At 62.3% G+C, this 16,549-nt stretch carries 19 protein-coding genes, 2 pseudogenes and 1 CRISPR repeat array; of the genes and pseudogenes, 12 read left to right on the top strand and 9 right to left on the bottom strand.

The genetic code is table 11. The annotated features are described in order from the left end of the window. Positions 1–32 precede the first annotated feature (32 nt). From G4O04_03730 to G4O04_03785, 12 genes and pseudogenes are all read left to right on the top strand, one after another. A pseudogene (locus G4O04_03730) lies at positions 33–343 on the top strand (type II toxin-antitoxin system RelE/ParE family toxin). Between the two features lie 178 nt (positions 344–521). Continuing rightward, complete coding sequence (locus G4O04_03735) at positions 522–704, top strand: hypothetical protein (GenBank protein ID HEY57640.1); 183 nt, start codon at positions 522–524, stop codon at positions 702–704. A gap of 492 nt (positions 705–1,196) precedes the next feature. After that, complete coding sequence (locus tag G4O04_03740) at positions 1,197–1,355, top strand: hypothetical protein (GenBank protein ID HEY57641.1); 159 nt, start codon at positions 1,197–1,199, stop codon at positions 1,353–1,355. A 253-nt stretch (positions 1,356–1,608) separates the two neighbouring features. After that, the gene (locus G4O04_03745) at positions 1,609–2,337 is read left to right on the top strand and encodes a toprim domain-containing protein (GenBank protein ID HEY57642.1); all 729 of its coding nucleotides are present in this window, start codon (positions 1,609–1,611) and stop codon (positions 2,335–2,337) included. Between the two features lie 85 nt (positions 2,338–2,422). After that, entirely contained in the window at positions 2,423–2,770 is a 348-nt protein-coding gene (locus G4O04_03750) for a hypothetical protein (GenBank protein HEY57643.1), read from the top strand. Between the two features lie 159 nt (positions 2,771–2,929). Continuing rightward, a complete protein-coding gene (locus tag G4O04_03755) occupies positions 2,930–3,103 on the top strand; it encodes a hypothetical protein (protein ID HEY57644.1) in 174 nt (57 codons plus the stop codon). Continuing rightward, complete coding sequence (locus G4O04_03760; protein ID HEY57645.1) at positions 3,103–3,738, top strand: hypothetical protein; 636 nt, start codon at positions 3,103–3,105, stop codon at positions 3,736–3,738. The genes G4O04_03755 and G4O04_03760 overlap by 1 nt, the downstream gene beginning before the upstream one ends. A gap of 164 nt (positions 3,739–3,902) precedes the next feature. Beyond that, complete coding sequence (locus tag G4O04_03765) at positions 3,903–4,235, top strand: hypothetical protein (protein ID HEY57646.1); 333 nt, start codon at positions 3,903–3,905, stop codon at positions 4,233–4,235. A gap of 74 nt (positions 4,236–4,309) precedes the next feature. Continuing rightward, positions 4,310–4,621 (top strand): ribbon-helix-helix protein, CopG family, encoded by a 312-nt coding sequence (locus tag G4O04_03770; GenBank protein ID HEY57647.1) that lies wholly within the window; start codon positions 4,310–4,312, stop codon positions 4,619–4,621. After that, complete coding sequence (locus G4O04_03775; GenBank protein HEY57648.1) at positions 4,590–5,042, top strand: type II toxin-antitoxin system VapC family toxin; 453 nt, start codon at positions 4,590–4,592, stop codon at positions 5,040–5,042. The genes G4O04_03770 and G4O04_03775 overlap by 32 nt, the downstream gene beginning before the upstream one ends. 173 nt (positions 5,043–5,215) lie before the next feature. Continuing rightward, positions 5,216–5,683, top strand: a complete 468-nt coding sequence (locus G4O04_03780) for a hypothetical protein (protein HEY57649.1) — start codon at positions 5,216–5,218, stop codon at positions 5,681–5,683. Between the two features lie 5 nt (positions 5,684–5,688). Further along, a pseudogene (locus G4O04_03785) lies at positions 5,689–5,967 on the top strand (hypothetical protein). Between the two features lie 99 nt (positions 5,968–6,066). Further along, positions 6,067–6,465: a CRISPR direct-repeat array (repeat unit 28 nt; unit sequence GGTTCACCCCCACGCGTGTGGGGACAAC). A 23-nt stretch (positions 6,466–6,488) separates the two neighbouring features. On the opposite strand, the gene cas2e reads toward G4O04_03785, so the two are convergent. The 9 genes from cas2e to G4O04_03830 all read right to left on the bottom strand — a co-directional run bounded on the left by cas2e (position 6,489) and on the right by G4O04_03830 (position 16,489). Further along, positions 6,489–6,839 carry a type I-E CRISPR-associated endoribonuclease Cas2 gene (gene cas2e, locus G4O04_03790; protein HEY57650.1) on the bottom strand — a complete coding sequence of 117 codons (351 nt, stop codon included), beginning with the start codon at positions 6,837–6,839 and terminating at the stop codon, positions 6,489–6,491. A 4-nt stretch (positions 6,840–6,843) separates the two neighbouring features. Next, positions 6,844–7,767, bottom strand: a complete 924-nt coding sequence (gene cas1e, locus G4O04_03795) for a type I-E CRISPR-associated endonuclease Cas1 (GenBank protein ID HEY57651.1) — start codon at positions 7,765–7,767, stop codon at positions 6,844–6,846. 52 nt (positions 7,768–7,819) lie between these two features. Beyond that, positions 7,820–8,488, bottom strand: coding sequence for a type I-E CRISPR-associated protein Cas6/Cse3/CasE (gene cas6e / locus G4O04_03800; protein HEY57652.1), 669 nt, complete (start codon positions 8,486–8,488; stop codon positions 7,820–7,822). Continuing rightward, positions 8,488–9,168, bottom strand: coding sequence for a type I-E CRISPR-associated protein Cas5/CasD (gene cas5e, locus G4O04_03805; GenBank protein ID HEY57653.1), 681 nt, complete (start codon positions 9,166–9,168; stop codon positions 8,488–8,490). The genes cas6e and cas5e overlap by 1 nt, the downstream gene beginning before the upstream one ends. A gap of 2 nt (positions 9,169–9,170) precedes the next feature. Beyond that, complete coding sequence (gene cas7e, locus G4O04_03810) at positions 9,171–10,370, bottom strand: type I-E CRISPR-associated protein Cas7/Cse4/CasC (GenBank protein ID HEY57654.1); 1,200 nt, start codon at positions 10,368–10,370, stop codon at positions 9,171–9,173. A 31-nt stretch (positions 10,371–10,401) separates the two neighbouring features. Beyond that, a complete protein-coding gene (casB, locus tag G4O04_03815) occupies positions 10,402–10,914 on the bottom strand; it encodes a type I-E CRISPR-associated protein Cse2/CasB (protein ID HEY57655.1) in 513 nt (170 codons plus the stop codon). 2 nt (positions 10,915–10,916) lie between these two features. Further along, the gene (gene casA / locus G4O04_03820) at positions 10,917–12,482 is read right to left on the bottom strand and encodes a type I-E CRISPR-associated protein Cse1/CasA (protein ID HEY57656.1); all 1,566 of its coding nucleotides are present in this window, start codon (positions 12,480–12,482) and stop codon (positions 10,917–10,919) included. Further along, the gene (gene cas3, locus G4O04_03825) at positions 12,479–16,198 is read right to left on the bottom strand and encodes a CRISPR-associated helicase Cas3' (protein ID HEY57657.1); all 3,720 of its coding nucleotides are present in this window, start codon (positions 16,196–16,198) and stop codon (positions 12,479–12,481) included. Before cas3 ends, casA begins: the two co-directional genes overlap by 4 nt. 87 nt (positions 16,199–16,285) lie before the next feature. After that, complete coding sequence (locus G4O04_03830) at positions 16,286–16,489, bottom strand: hypothetical protein (GenBank protein ID HEY57658.1); 204 nt, start codon at positions 16,487–16,489, stop codon at positions 16,286–16,288. Positions 16,490–16,549 lie beyond the last annotated feature (60 nt).

Genomic DNA, 16,549 nt, shown 5'->3' on the forward strand with positions numbered 1-16,549 from the left:
ATCAAGTGGGAGGATGTCGAGAAGGAGTTGGATTGATGCACTATACAATCTACATCCATCCGCAGGCCTGGAAAGAAGTCAATCGCCTTCCTGGTCACATCAGACAGCGAGTCCGTCGGGCCATAAATCGCCTCGCGCAGGAGCCTCGTCCAGTCATAGCAAGCCCCTGACTGTGGCGAAGCCGCTTGTTCATGATTTCGAAGCGAGGCGATTGCGCTTGGATCGTTGGCGGATTATCTATGTGATAGACGAGGTGGACCTCAGAGTTCATGTGCTTGCCGTGCGCAAGCGACCGCCTTACGATTACGGCGATCTTGAACAACTGTTGCAAAGCATGTTGTAAAACTCTCTTGAGTACAGTCATCACCAAGCCCCCCGGTCTTATGTAGGCCGGGGGGCTTTTTGCGTTCCCTGGGCCGTCGCCGCGTGCCGGGGAGCCGGGCCGGGTTCCCGGTTCCCCGGCGCACGGAGGCCGCTCAGGGGCCTCGGAAACTCATTCCCAACAACGGAGGAGGTGACGGATGGAGTTGATTCGGTTCTTGCTCGGATTGCAGGCCGCCCTGGGCGCCACGGCCCGCGCCGTGCCCCAGGCGGCCAATGCGGGCATCCAGGCCGCCGGCGCCTGGGTTGCCCTGGTGCTCTTCGCCGCCCTCGGCCTCTTGCTGGCCGGGGCGGTGATGGAGGCAAGAAGCCGGTGCCGGTGAGTTTTCCCAATCCCCCAAATCTCAACCAGGAGGTACTGTCATGTCCTGCAAAGTGCAGTTTTGCTCGAAGTGTGGAACCCCCGCTCCCCAGAACCCCAAGCGGGCGGGGTGGGTCGTCCGTGGCCACCGCAACCTGGTGTGCCCGGAGTGCCGGTTGACCGAGGCCTTAAATGCGAAGACCCGGAGTGGCCGCTCCGGGTCATTCGCTCGTCAGTATCGCTTTACACGCTCCAATGATAGCATTTCCGCCGTCGCTTGTCAAGAAGATTTCTCCGCCATCGCCGAGGCCGAGTTTGCTCAGGGTGCCCGGCGGGTGCGGTTCGTGTGAGGCGATGACACCCCCGCCCGACCCAAGTTCGCGTCATGGGGGAAGGGTCGGGGCGGGGTGAAACCCTCCGATGCGTGATCATCCCCCGCCCCGGCGTAGTACGTCTCCTGCCGGGGCGGGGGTGAGGTCAGTCCGGTCGTTCACACGCATTGGAGAGGTTTGCCATGAAGACCTTTGGCTACATCCTGCTGGGATACGGCCTGCTGCTCTTGCTGGCCGGGTCCCGCGCAACTCAGGTCGTCCACCAGAACGCCTTGGGGTTCCTGCTTCGCCATCTGCAGTTCGGCGAAGTTCTCCAGGCGTTTCTGGTAATGTTGCGATAGGCTGGGGCGCTGCGGGCAAAGCCTGCAGCGCCTTCCATCCCAAGAAAGAGGTGTCTATGAAGTGGCGTGATGAAGAATTGCGCTCGCCTCATGAAATTCTTGCCGAGGCCGAGGAAATCCTCGGCCCGGCGGTAAAGGTGGAATGGCACCGGAATTGGGCCATCTTCTGGTGCCCGTTCCACGACGACGCAGCCCGGCAGGGAAAACGGGGCCGCCCCAACTTCGGGGTAAGCCTCAAAGGGGGGTATTGGAAGTGCCTCCGCTGCGGTGCTTCCGGCCCATCCCGGAGCGACCCAAGGAGTCTCGGCGACCGTCTTTCTCCTTGCTCGCCGAGGCGGTCGCCGCGGCCCGGGCTAACTTCAGGGGTAGTCCGGCAGAGCAATACCTGACGGTGAAGCGCCGGATTCGCCCCATCGTCGCTTCGATGTACGGGGTGGGGTATGGGTTGCCCTTTCCTCCCGTGTCCCAAGCCGTGCTCAAGGCGGCCCAGGCCCACCGCCTGGCTACAGATAAAGGCTGGTGGATTTGGGCCGGCGGGTTGGTGTATGCAGAGCCGCCCCTGGAACCCCAGATGATCCAGGTGCGGCACTTGCGGGACAAAGCCTACTCCAAATACCAGACCTGGGGTAGGCTCAATCGGCCCGCCGGTGCCTGGCGTGTGGGGCCAAACACCCAGGCCCTGGTCGTGGTCGAGGGCATGATCGACATGCTGGCCCTCGCCCAGGTCTTCCACGACCACAACCTGGGGAACAAGATCATTCCGCTTTACCTTGCTGGCAGCGGCAGTACCCGCGCCTACGAGTGGCTGCGGGAGACAGCGGAGCGTCGGCATCTCTTCCTCATCCCCGACGCCGATGAAGGCGGAAAGGATTGGTTGACCAACCTGCGCCGCCATGGGGTGAAGGGAGAGGTTTTCTTTCCACCAGATGGTCTGGACCCCGACGAGGCGGTCCTGGACGGTTGGTGGCCGTTCCCGTTCTGAGAGCCTCTGACTACAACCCTGGAGACCCAAAAGCCCCCGACCCCGTCGTCGGGGGCTTTTTCGTTCCGGTTCAGGAGGGAAGACCATGTCGATGACAAGCATCTTTCTGAAATATCTGGCGGAACATTCTCAACGCCCCCGCCTCCGTTGGGGAGAACGGCCATGGAACCCGGCCACCACCACCGTGGAAGAGGCGGAGGTGCAGGGGTGCGTTATTCGCCGAATTGAAACCACCGTTGCCTGGGACACCAAGCAAACCCTGCTGGTCATGTCTCCGGACGGCGCGGTTGTGTATCGCGCCGTGAAGGTTCCTTACAGGGGGTGGGTGACAGTCCATACCTCGCCCCTGGCCCAGGCGTTGGTGCGGGCTCAGGCCGAAACCCCTATCGCATCCGTAACACCTGTGCCGGAACCGGAGGTGGCCCATGCGTAGAGGCACCTAATCCGCCGCCCGTTGCGTCGCCATCAGGCCGCATCGTTCCCACCGTCTGACCGCCTCTCCATCCGCCCCTCACCCCATCTTTGACCTGGTATAGCCTGTCGGGGTGGGGGGCGGTCGGTCAGGCCCGAAACTTCAACTGAGGAGGTGCTTATGTTTGAGAACGGAAAAGGTTTGGTGAAAATGTACGTCCCCAACGGGGCGGAAGTGTACTTGCCCTTCGAGCCGGGCAACGCTGCCCGGCTCTTGGCTTTGTACGAGCAGCAGGGCCTGTCCTCCGTTCCTCTCTCTGATTACGAGCGAGAGCGGCGGGATATGCATTCGTAGTGCGCTCCCACATCAACGGGGACGGCAGCGAGACCCCGGTGGTGGATGTGTACTTCCGCCACCGGAATGGGTGGGTGGATCGGTTACGTTCCATGCGCGTTTATTTGAACACAGGGCGCGACCGGGCTCATTTCGAGGCCACTTTTGGTGTATCCCTGGACACCCTGAATATCTACGATGGGGACACTCCCATCGAACGGGGGAAGCGGCCTCAGCAGGAGCGGTTTATCTACGAGCCGTCCCACCCCGTGTGGGCGGTGTGGCGGCTCAACCCTGCCAGCGAGTCGGACGAGCAGGCCCCGAAGCGTCTGTTCGTCCGTTGGGAGACGGCAGGCCGACAGCAATCCCGAAAACCTCAGCGCCCGGAGCCGCGCCCCCGGCAAGAGCCACAGGCCGAGGCGAAAGAAGCCCCTCAGCCCCAAGAGCAGGGCGGGGGCAACGGCGACGGCAAAAGGTACCACTTCGCCTCCGCCCCCATCGTGGCCGCTGTCAGTCGCGCCTGGGGTGGGTTGCCGCCGGCGAAGGTGGTGCCGGCGCTGTACGCCGCTTTTGAGGGCAAAGGTGAGGTGGAGTTGAGCGTCGCCGAGGCCCTGGCCTGGGCCAAGAAGAACCGGCCCCAGCCCCAAACCGCATAGCCTCTTGCAATCCCTGCCCCGCCCTCTGCCGGGTGACCAGAGGGCGGGGCATTTTTCTTGGAGGTGCCTATGACCAGAACACGCTCCGGGGCCGGGGACTTTTTCGAGGAGGTGAAAGATGAGCACAAACAAGAGACTGACACATTCTGACTTAGGAGGTGCTCATGCGCTACCAATATCAAGTTGTCCACCCGACCAGATTCCACGAGGTCGGGTGGATTGTTTTGAACGATGAGGCAATTGTTTTGCCCCTGGTCAATGTGCCGGGAACAGGTGCGGTTGTTCTGTTCGCCCCCGACAAGGGGGTAGTTGTGAAGGGGGAAAAGGGCACTTTCAGTGAGGTCGCCGATGGGTTGGAAGCGCTCCTTGAGCAGCGCAATACCCTCTCCCGCCTTGGCTTGAGCCTTGATCCGCAGTGGATTGCTCAGGTCAAAGCCGAACGAGCGGCATACTTCGCGGCCAAGAAGCGCCGCCATGACGAAAAAGCCGGGGTGTAGGCCCCGGCTTTTTTTGTTCAACCCCGTTGTGTAAAGTGTGTAACACATGCTATAATCCCCCTGGGAGGTGTCCTATGTCCTATCAACGGGTGCAGATTCTTCTCACGCCGGAGCAATACCGCCGGCTCAAACGCCTGGCCCACCGTCGTCGGCAAAGCCTCTCTGCCGTGGTACGTGAACTGCTTCAGCAAGGGCTGGACAATCTGCCCACCGCCGATCAGCCTCGTGAGGCCGACCTGACCTGGCTCGAACGAACCCACCAGACCGTACAGCGTATGCTGGAAGCGCGGGGAGGCAAGCCGCTCTCCGTGGATGCCGTGGAACTCATCCGCTCCATCCGGGAGGAACGTGCCGATGAACTGGCCCCCCACACCCCTGGTCATTGATGCCAACGTTTGTCTGTACACCCTGGCCCCTCTCCCGGAGCATGAGCAGGCCAAAAACCTGATGGCTTCGCTTCTGCGTTACGAACGTCCCTGGTATGCTCCCGGTCTCTGGCGGGTGGAAGTGCTTTCGGGGTTGCGCAAAATCGTAGCTGCCCATCTGATGACCAGGACCGAAATGGGTGAGGCCGTATCCCGCTTTTGGGAATGGCCCGTGCAAGTCCTGCCTGAAGACCGAGAGTTGTTGGAGCGTGCGTTGCGCTGGTCAGAGCGCATTGGACACCGCGTCATCTATGACAGCGTGTACCTGGCCCTGGCCGATGGGATGAACGCCGAATTGTGGACCGCCGACCGTCGTCTCTACCAACGCGCCCGCCGCGCAGGGGCCGACTTCGTTCGGCTTTTCCCTGACGATACCCCCTAACCTCAGCCATTCTGACCGGCCCCGCTCAGCCGAGAAGCGGGGATTTTTTGTTTTAAGCCCGCCGACGAAAGGAGCTTTTTTTGCTTTAAGCCCCCCTGGACTTCCCCCGCCATCTGCACTTTTCCGACATTGCCCTCTCGAAATTGCTATCATTCGAGCCAGGAGGTGGCCCGATGTCAAAACGACAGTTCATCTTGCGCCTGGACCCCAATGACCCTGCCGAAGCCCGCCTCATCCAACGCCTGGAATACGCCAGGCAGACCACATGGGGCGGGGTGCAGCGGGTGCTCAAAGAGGCCCTGTTGCAATACACCAAAGGCCCACAGGCCCCAGAAGAAGCGGTTTCCGAAGCCGGGGAAATCCCACCGGGCCTGCCTGAGCCTGAAGCGCCCCGCCACCTGCTGGACGCCATCCGGCAGGTCAATCCGGGCATCGCGCCTCACGCGGCCCAGGCCCTGGCCACCTCGGAGCCGCTGCGAAACATCCGCGCCCTGTATGCGGCTTTCTCCGCCTTCTCCCCGGACGTGCTCACGGAAATCGAGGCCCTCTTGTTGCGTGAGTTGATCTCGCGCATCGAAGCCCTCTTGCATGAGGCTGCCGACAAACGACAGCCCATCCGCCAAATTCTCAACCAGGAGTGACCGACATGAAGAAATGGCTTCCACCTCTCATTGCCCTGGTCGTTTTCGTGGTGTTGTTGCTTTTCTTCTTCGCCGTTTCTGCGGCCTCCAAGCCACCCCAGGTGACCGTGTTGGCCGCGGCCCACCCGCTGAAGCCGGGCGATGTGCTCACCGCCGCCGACCTGCAAACCGTGGATGTGTACGAAGACGCCCGCGCCACGGCTTACATCCCCGTCGAACGCCAGCAGGACCTGGTCGGCGAGGTGGTGCTTCAGCCCTTCGACACCGGCGAGCCGCTGACCAAACGGTGTACATCGGCCGTCCTTCCGTGCCCGAAAACCCGGCCATATCAAGCTACCAGCAGGGCTTCACCTTCGGCGAAACCCTGCCCACGGCGACACCGGCGTTCACCCCCACGCGTGTGGGGACAACGCGTTGCCCCGTCTGGGCGACTAATCTGTATCTTGGTTCACCCCCACGCGTGTGGGGACAACTGAGACGGCGGTACGCGAAAAAGCCGGGACCGACGGTTCATCCCCACGCGTGTGGGGACAACGGAAAAACCGCGCTTGTCCGCCTCGCGGTTCGCCGGTTCACCCCCACGCGTGTGGGGACAACTACCCCGCTCAATCCAGCGAAGATAAGCCTTACGGTTCACCCCCACGCGTGTGGGGACAACTGCGCCACCTAGTGGTGGCCAGTAGAAAGAGTACGGTTCACCCCCACGCGTGTGGGGACAACGATCAAATCTTTCCAAGCGTCTAAGCCGTACTGCGGTTCACCCCCACGCGTGTGGGGACAACCCTAAATCTGGGGGCCTTGCGCACTACACCCCCATATCTGGGGATTCGCACCCGGCTTTTGCCGGGCGTGGGCCTTCGGGCGGCGGCTGACCGTCGGCCGGAAGCGGGACGGCGATCAACTGGACACCCTCCCATTCTACCACCCGCCGCCGGGTGACGCCGTGCATGCGCAGGCGAAAGCGCTGCTCGGCGTTCGTGCTCCAGATTTGAATGACGCCACCGGTCCCCCGGGCATCAACAGCCTTCTCCCAAAGCCGGTCGCGCACGCGAGCGCTCACATGCCCCACAAACACACCTGGATGGGGCTCCAACAACCAGCGGGTCAATTCGCCCCGGAGACCCACGGGCACATTTTCCAGAATCATCACCAGCACGGCATTAACCTCCAGGCACCGGCACCTCCCCTTCGGGGCCCCACCAGGGGCCCGGAAGGGCGGGGTCGGCATCAAAATCCAGGTCAAAGGCCAGGGGGTCCCGTTCCAGGTCCAGCAGGCGGTCGATGTCCGGCAGGATGCGCTGGAGTAGTTTACTCTCCCGAAACCGTTCGCGGCAGCGTTGGCGCACGCGGCTTTCGACTTTCTCGGCGGATTCGGCCACGGTCTCGAAGGCTGCAGGAATGGTGATCTCGGTCTTGTAGAGGTCGGCGATGTCATATACGAAGGAGAGTTGTTTGCCGGTGTGGATGAAGCCCAGGGCAGGGGAGTAGCCCCCGGCCAGGATGGCGGCATGACAGAGGCCGTTGAGCAGGGCGTTGGCGGCCGAAAGGGCGCGGTTGATGGGGTCGCTGCGATACCAGTCGCTGCGATCATAGCGCCGGCCGTGCCAGGGCACGCCATATTTCTGGCTGGCGGTGCGGTAGGCCGATCGCACGCGGTTGCCCTCCCGCCCACGGATCTGTTCCAGGGTCCACGCCGGGTCGAGGGGCTCGCCAAAGCGCATGGCGTACATACGGCGCACCACCTGCAGGCGTTTGGCCGGGTGGGTGGCCAGTTCGGCCTGGCGCAGCAAGCGGTAGGCATGGCGAGTCTCGCCGATGCCCTGGGCGTAGAAGCGGGTGGCGTCTTCACCCACCCAAATCACGGTGCAGCCATGTTCGGCCAGGATGCGGATGGCCGCGTGGGTGATGCGGGTGCCGGGCCCCAGCATAAGCACAGCCAGGGCAGCGACCGGGATCATCACCCGGCCGTGGTCTTCGCGGATGTACTCGATGGCATGTTGGCGCCGCTGCACCACGGCGTGTTCAATATAGAGGTAACTGATGCTATCGCGCAGCCGGGGCAAATCGTGCAGATTGCGGGGCATGATCCACCTCCTGGGGAAGGGCCGAGGACGTGCTCGGCCCTTCCCCTTTTCGTCAGGCCGGAGCCAGGGAGAGCAGGCCGAACCCCACGCCCTTTCCGCTCCCAATGCCCCGCTGCACGGCCTGAAGCAGGGCCTCCGGGTCTTCCACCACCAGCAGGCCGTCGAAGCGCACGCCGTAGAAAGTCAGGCGGTGGCCCTGATCTTCACGACGCTGGAAGTCGATGAACTTACGCCCGCGGCTGATGCGCACCTCGATGAGCCGGGCGCCAGCCGCCTGGAGTTTACGATCCAGCCAGCAACGCTGATCCTCTTCCCGGTAGAGTTCCACCCGCTGGCCGTTTTTGCGGCCTTCGACTTTGATTTTCTTGGTGGGATTGGCAAACAGGCGGAAGGCCAGCCGCTGGCCCCGGCGGAAACGCAGATCCACAGCCTTGACCTGAGGGTTTTCCGGGATCCCGGGGGGCAGTTCCCATTCCGGGAGCAGGTACCGCCCCTGGTCGGCGTGTTCCAGAAAACCCCAGTCCGGCGAGGTCTGGGATTGCACCAACACCATGGGCTGGCCGGTGCGGGGGTGGATTTCCAGCCGGAAGAGCACCCGCTCGTTGGGGGGCACAGGCGTGGGAAAGGCCCGCAGCAGGGTTTTGTGCATCTGGTAGGGGCGGGCGATCTCGCTCTGCACCTGGCGGGAACGGGGGTTGAGGAACAAACGCGAGAGATACATCAGCATCCCTCCTGAGAATCGCCGGATGGCGGAGTGATGTAGGTCATGGTCACCCGGCGAGAGGCAAAGCGACGGTCGGCGAAAGAGAGGGGCTGGTCGGGCCGGACGATGGATCCACGGGGGTCTTCCAGTACCAGGCGCAACCGGGGGCCGCCGGGCCGCGAGGTGACGAGAGGGTAGGTCTGTAGAGCCTTTTCGAGAGGAATGTTTTCCTGCAAGCCGTCGGGCAGCCACACCGGGCAGCCGGGCACAAAGGCTTTGCGGCCCAGGTAGAGGGGCCAGACGGGAGCCCGCAGGGCCTGGTGGAGTTGGCGCAGCAGGGACAGATCCTCACTCTCTAACCCCACCAGGAAGGCCGCATCGGCCAGGTAGTAGCGGCGGGAGACGACGGTGTGCTTGGGATGCTTTGGGAAAGGAGCCCGCTTTCCGTCGGCCTTGATGACATCTAACGCCGTGTGAAAGTCCACCGCTACATGGCCTTCGCGATCCACCCGCACGCCCATGCGCAAGGCGGCCAGGTCGGCGATGGAGGCGTGGCGGGGGCGGCCCAGGGCCGCGGCCAGCAACCCCACCACCCCCGACTTGGACGGTTCGCGACCGGTATCGCGCACGGTAAAGCGGCTGGAAACGCCCCACGACTGCATCGGCCCCACCAGGCGCAAAAGCAAGGTGTGGGGCATGGTCACGCCTCCTTCGTCGTTGCCGTGGGCAGTTGCGCCAACACAGCCTGAATCCAAGTCTCCACATTGGGCTGCAGAGCCGTCTGCAGGTGGGTCAGCAGCCCATCGGGGTCCCGCACGCAGAAGGCGAAGGGATACACACCCTCAGCACCGTACACCTGCGTAAGGCGGCCCCAATAGGCATCCAGGGCCTGGATGGACGGTTCCATCAGGCCGCCTTCCCGGTTGGGGCGCACGGGTCGCTCGAAGGCGTTGGCCAGGGACCAGGCCATGCCGTCTTTCCGCACCACGGCCAAGGCAAAGTCGGGCGGGTTCTGGGCAGCAAAGGCGTTCTGCTTACCCGTGGGGATGGCCCGCAAGGCGGCCCGCAGGAAGCCCTCCACCGTGCGACAGGCCAGTTCGGTGTCGCCACCCAGGTTCTTAACCAGTTGCTCCCAATCGATGCGAGCGTAGCGGTAGTAGGTGGCGCTGTTGAAGGGCGTGACGCCCATCATGCCCGCGCCCGCCTCCTCGTCCGTGAGCAGATCGTCCACAGCGGTGAAGAAGTCGAAGTCCATGTCTACTCGGTGGGTGGAAATGGCATGGGCCACTTGGCAGGCAGCGTCCAGGTTGAGTTCAGGTTTGTCGGCCAACATACGGCCAAAGAGAGCAATATCGGGGGCGCTGGTGCGGCCTTTGGTCTTTTTAATCCATTCCGTTGCCAAAATCTCAAAGGGGCTTTTGGACTTACGCTTGCCTTTAGCGCTGTCTTTTTTCTTGTTCTTGTCTTCTGCCTCTTCAGCCGCTTTCAGGGCAGCATCCAAAGCCATGTCCCACTGACTGAGCAGCGTCTGGGCCATGCTGGCATATTCCTCGTCGCTCAGATAGAGCAGCACGCTTGTGCGATCGGCCTTGTCTTTGTCCATTTTTCCCGAGAAGGCCGCGGCAAAGGCGCGGGCCACGGTTTCGGCGTCCTCTTGCGGCTTGCCCGCGGCCACCAGTTTCTCGGCCAGGCGGCGGGTCATCCAGCGGGTGCGCACGGCAGGCGGCACCTTGGTGATTTCGGCAAAGATGGGCTCCAGACGAATGGCCCGCTTGATGGCCTGAGACGAGATACGGGCGCGGCGCACACCGCCGAATTCCGCGTCCTTGGGGTTGCCGGTATCGTCGCGGTTCAGGTTGGACGGGGCAAAGTTCTGGAGGAAGTGGACTTCCACAAACATGATCCTTTCTCCTTTCAAAGAGGGATTGAGATTACGCCTCAGAGGTTTCGGCGGCAGATTGCTCTGCCCAAAAGGCACGAGCCCAGTCGCGGCGAATGCGATCGCCGTGCTCTGGGTGTTCCCAATAGCGGAGGGCGTAGAAAAGGGCATCCCAGTTAATGGGCACCTCCTGCGCCTTGAGGAAACTCACCGTTTGGCGCAGATATTCGGGCAAATCGTCGGGGTGGGCCGAGAGCAAGGCCACGAAGCGACGCTCCACGGCCTCACGGTTACCCTGGTTGGCGGCGCGGGCCAGGTGGTCGCCCAGATTGCCCTGGTTGGTATGGCTGGGGTGCAGGGCGAACAAGGCAGCCAGGGTGTAGTAGGCGGCCTCTTCGTTGGGATGCACGTGGGCAGGCAGTTGGGGCACCACATAGGGGAACATTTCAGGCGCGGTACCCGGCGGACGGCCAAGGCCCCGACGCAAGGCCGCTAGAGCGGCCCGGTCGTCGGCCAGGGTCAGTAAGTACTGCACGAAAGAATGGACCTCGCGTTCCAAAGACATGCTCACCTCCTCTTAGACTTTTTCTTGGCTTTACACTTTTCTTCTTGCGGATGGAAGACGCAGAACAATGCACCAAGAAATTGCTGTTCTGCACGAGCCACGGCCTTCAACACGCGAGGGGTCTCGCCTAAAGACTCGGCCACACGAGCGAAGGCCTCACGGGCGGTACGGCGCACCGTCTCCCGCCAGGTTTCCAAGGCTGTCTCTCCTTGCTGAGGTAGCGCGGTCAACATCTCCCAGAAGGGCACCTCCAGCGCGGCCCAGTAGGCCCGCCGCCCGGCCCAATGGCCGGTAAGATTGTCTATATCCTTACGGTCAGGCTTGCGGCCTTCAGGGTCATCGCCCGTGGGCGCAAGGATGAGCGTGGCCAACCGATTCAAGGCCTTCCCCAACGCCCGGCTCGCAGTCTTCTCGGCCAATTCCAAGGCCTCTGCTAACCGTTGCACCAGGTTGGCGTCGGCTAGGTATTCGGCTGGCAGGGGGAAATGCTCTTCGCGGTAGAAGTCAATTTTGGCCTGATTGTTAGCCATCCCCAACGCCATGAAACGATAGCGAGCGTGGTGAGGTAAGACATCGGCGGCGACCAAGTCGGCCAACCAGGCTAGGGGTTTAGGCGGATGCTGTTCCCCGCCCCGCACCTGCAACAGAACGGCGCTGTCGCGCCACAGGGCGCGCCCCTCCTGGAAGCGGAGCACCAGACGGCCACGTTTTTCATCCTCACGATAGTGCTTGTACGGATCCCATACGCCGGGCTCCAGAAATAAACCTGGGGCCAGCGTCACCTGACGCACCATCCAACGGCCTTTCCCATCGGGTTCCGGGAGCAGGCGCACGGCCCGATTGGGCCAAGTGAGGTAGTCGGTGATGCCCAGCGGTATAGAACGGTCTGGTGCAAAGGGATCTTCAGCCTCCCAAAAAGGGCGATCTGCTTCGACGTTGCCAAAGCCCAAAGAAATGTGACGCGCTGGCAAGTAATTGAACATTAGCGTTTCAAAGAGGGTCTCTCCTTCTGCCAGGAAGACAATTCCCCGAGCCCAAGGCGCATCGGTGAACTTCTGCGGCAAGCCACTCAACCCGGCCAGCCCGAAGGTCAGCGCCACCAGCAAGGCCCGCGCAGCTTCATCTGGCGCCAGAGCCACATCCTGACCTTCGTGGTGATGATCAAAGAGAGTGGCATTGTTGCCGGAGGCCATGTGGGGAACCAGATTGATGACCGATTTGGGCCGGGCCCGCTCATCCGGCCATTGCAGAAAGGGCCGCTCAGGGTGGAAGAGGTCAAAGCGCTCGCTCCAGCGTTCCAGATAGGAGATCAGTGCGGCCTCTGGAAAGTGCCCTTGTTCCCAAAGATCTTCCCAGGCATCCGGAGTGAGCACCTCTAAAGCGCGGTAGAGCACGGCCAGCAGCAGGCGATACAGGGATGCGGTGACCAAGGGCGTTTCGCCACTCAGGCTGCGCAGTTGGTGGGCTTGCAGCAGCGCATCACGCAGCCCCAAGGCGTCCGCTATGCCGTCAGCGTGCAAGACGGGAATCCACGGTTCAGTCAGCAGGTCATAAGATGGTTGGGTCATGCTTCCTCCTTTCGGATGCGCAAACCAAACGCTTCATCTAAAGTGAGTCTCCAAGGGCCCACTTGGGCCTGCCCCTGCTCGAAGAGCACCGGTCTCACCCCCCGCAGCCCGGCTACTCTCTGCCAAGCAAGCGGTAGCGTAGGCAAATTCGGACTCCAAACCAAGCCACGATGTTGCACCTGAACGAGAAAGCGGCGTATCTCTCGGGATTCGGCACGGCTGGGACGCTCTTGTAAGTTCACCTCCAAGCCGCCGTTCGGTTCCAGGGTCAGGCGTCCATCGGGTTGGAGGTGCAGTGGCAACAGGGTCACATTGGGGGCGATAAGCCGCGTCAGGGCCTTTAGGTCGGGATGCTTGAGGGCCTCCTCGTCGTCGTCCAGAGCCTGCTGAGATGCATCGGTAATGGTGTCCTGGGACACATCAACAATCATGCGTATCCCAGCCTGGCTCGCGGCAGTCATGCGGTCGCGTTGCAAGTGCTCCCAGGCGCGCTGCAATCCATTCTCCAGGGAACGACGCAACACACCATCAAAGTCTTGAAGCAAAGCATCTCCTCCCTCTTGCCAGTTAGTGTACACAGCCTGGATAAGCCGGTCTGTATCCTTTGGCAAGTGCAAGGCTCGGCGTCCGTGCAGAGCCAGGTAAGTACGCCACAGGATGTAGGGCGCATAGATGTGGCCGTTAGCGCCGAATTCGAGATCTGCCAACATCCCACCTGGGTGCAACACCCACAGTTGAGGCGTTTCCAGACTCGTCGGGCGGTGCTCGCAGCGATGGCGGTGCAGCCGTCCGGCCCGTTGGATGAGCAAATCTATCGGAGCTAGTTCGCTCACCATGAGGTCAAAATCCAGATCCAGGCTCTGTTCCACTACCTGGGTGGCGACTAAAACAAAACGATGGGGGCGCTTCTCCGCTTCTTTGCCGAACAGCGCCATCACCTGCTTTTCTTTCTTCTCTCGCCAAGCGAAAGGCATGCGGGCGTGGAAAAGCAGGTGTTCGCCTGCGGGGAAACGTCGCCTCACGGCTTCATACACCTCCTGAGCGCGGTTCACCGTGTTGCAGATGACAACTGCGCAGCCTCCACCCTCCAACTGTTCGTCCAGCCAAGTGGCTAAGTCTTCAGGAGCGGTGGCGTCCAGCCACCCCAGCGCCACAATACGCTCTGACGGCGCGGGCAAGGCGTGAGTGTCAACCTCAACCCCGACGGGCGCTGCCACACTTTCGGCACCTCCCTTCATTCGAGGCGTGACCAAGGTGAGCCGTGGGTAGGGGACTTCCGGCATAGGCAAACCCTGGGCTCCCCAAGCACGGATCATTTTCTCCCGGGTGGCGCGGGGCAGGGTGGCCGAGAGCACAATGACCGAGGTGCCCACGGCCCGCAGCCAGGTGAGTAGGCGTAGGAAGAGATGCTCCATGTAAGTGTCGTAGGCGTGCACTTCGTCGAAGATGACCACCTTGTGCGCCAAGCCGAAAAGGCGCAGGTAGTGATGGCGGGCCTGCAACGCCCCCATAAGGGCTTGATCCACTGTGCCCACGCCGAACGAAGCGAGCAGCGCCCGCTTGCGGGGCAGGAACCATAAGGTAGCCGAGACGGCATCGTCGTCTCCTTCACCCATACCCCGCAATCGTGGGAGTACATCGTCGGCCCGGCTGTGGGCCAGCACCAAAGGCAGGTGTTGCTCAGGGTAACGCCGTTGCAGAAAACCTCGCAAGCGAGTGTACATGGCGTTGCTGGTGGCCTGGGTGGGCATGGCGATGTAGAGGCCCCGTCCACGCCGCTCTTGCAACCACGCATCGGCCAGGTAAAGGGCCAATTCGGTCTTGCCCTGTCCGGTCGGCGCTTCTACAATGAGCAGCGCCGGATGGCGTGCATCCTGAGCCAAACGGATGCCCTCGGCCTGGATGGCATTAGGCGAGAAGGGGAAGGCCTGCTCGAAAGGCAGAGGCTCTCCCTGAGCCCGCCAGGCATGGAGCCATCCTGTGGCCTTTAGAGCCTGTTGGGCTTGCTGGCGGGCGATGGGGAGATATTCCCCGGCGGCAAACACGCGGTCTTCATAGGGAAAGAAATCCTCCATGGACCCCAACCAGTCGGCCACGGTGATGAGCCCGGCCAACAGAGCCAGCACGCGGTTTTGCGCGGCGAGGTCGGAGGGCAGGCGAAGGCCTTGAGGCGGATGGAACACTTGCGCCAAGGCGTCCAACAGCGCACTACGGCTCTCGGCCCACGGGGGCTTCCGCCCCACATCGGCCAAGCGCTGGGCATCCAAAGCGGTGATTTGCTCTGAAGTCGGCCAAATACCGTGATGCGCACCGGCTACCCGGGCCAAACGGTGTGCCGCACGCTTATGCCAGCCCAGGTTTTCCTGCAGCCAGGTCCGCAACACCCAGGCGCTGACTACGCCGTGGGGCATGCCGTTCTCCGCGGCCTCGGGGAAGTCGTAGTCCAAAGCCCGCAAGGCTTCCCGCAGAGCAGCGACCTTTGTTTGGAAAGCGGGGCTGGCTTTGCCAATGTCATGGGCCGCGGCCAGGAAGACAAATGCACGGCGGGCCTCCTCTTCGCTCAAGTTGAGGTCGCGGGCCAATTGCGCCCGAGCCTCGGAGGTAAACGCGTGCTCCCACAGTCCCTCGGCGCAAGCGGCCACATCCAGCAAGTGATAGAGCAGGGGATGATAGGCGCTGCCGTCGCGGTGGGCCTTGGCCCACAGGTGCAGATGGGGCGGACGAGGGCGCGGGTCCGGGAAGTAAAGATGCATGAGACGGCGGGCCTCCTCACGCAACGCACGGGCCAGTTCGGGAGGGGCCAGGGCTTCCACGTCCGCGCCCCAGGAGCGGATCCAGGGGAGGATGTCCTGCAAATGGGCGATGTGGGCCCGCCAGCGCAGCCAGCCCTCGCGTTCGGGATCCTCTTCCAAAGTCTGCGAAGGGTGCCAGATGGTCTCCTGCACCCGCTCCCGCACCCGGGGGCTGAAGCGCAGCACCACCTCCACCGTCTCCTCGCCCAGCATGATATTCCAAGCGTGGCGCAGAGCATCCAGACCGGCGAAATCCGACGGAATGTCGTAAGGCTCAGCGGTGAGGGCGATCTCCTGAATGCGCTCCAGTTTGTAGGCCCGCAGGGCATTGGGGCGGCTGCTGTGGCCGATGAGGTAGATAGCCGAACCGATGAGGGAGGGCTCCAGTAAGTAAGTGGCGAAAGTGGTCTCAAAGGGCCGCCTCCAATTGAGAGGCTTGTAGAGCAAGCGCACTTTGCGGCGATAGATATAGCCGCGCACCACCTCGCGGAACAGGGAGCGCCGCCGGGTATCCTCCGGACGGCGGGCCAGGATGCGGGCAGCCTGGACGATACCTTCCCCCAAGCCGGCGTCGTTGCGCAGGGCGTTGGCCAGTTTGAGCAGGGCGCTCTCGGCTGGCTCGTTACGCCGGTCCATTTGTTTGCTCAGCAGACGAGCGCCCAGGTAGAGCGCGATGGCTTCTTCAGGGGTAAGGTCAACGGGGCGCAGGCGGGTTTCTTCCCAAGGCAGAGGGCGCCAAAGACGGCCCTCCTTGTACACCCGTCCCTCAAGTTCCAACTCACGCAGGTAGTTATTCACCGTACGGCGGGGTAGGTTGAGAGTGTCGGCGATCTCTCGTTCCAGAATCCCCCCAGGGGATCTGCGTACCAGACTCCATACGGCTTCCATGCGTTGGCGTTTGGTGGCTTCGTCCACTTTCCCCATAATATGGCTCCTCGGATGTTCGGAAAGGCTTCCTCGCTTTCCATTCTACAATCCAGTTGGAAAATTACCAAGGGGGATACGGCCAGCCTACCGTTTCCAGAACCAAAGGCGTCCTTCTTTGGTAGCCTTTCCCTGCCGGGCTAGTTCCCGAAGGTAATTGTTGGCCGTGCGTCGATGCCATCCCATTTCCTCGGCAATTTCGCTCTCTCGCAGGCCAAAAGGATGCCGTTGCAACAATCGATACACCTTTCGCAAACGCCATGCTTTTTCTCCCTTGGGCAACCGCGCCATAGGCCCTCTCCTGAAAAGGAGTTCTTCCTTCTCAGGATAAGCGCCTGTTGGCAAAAATTT

This window comes from Anaerolineae bacterium (genome assembly GCA_011176535.1).
GTDB lineage: Bacteria > Chloroflexota > Anaerolineae > Anaerolineales > DRMV01 > DUEP01.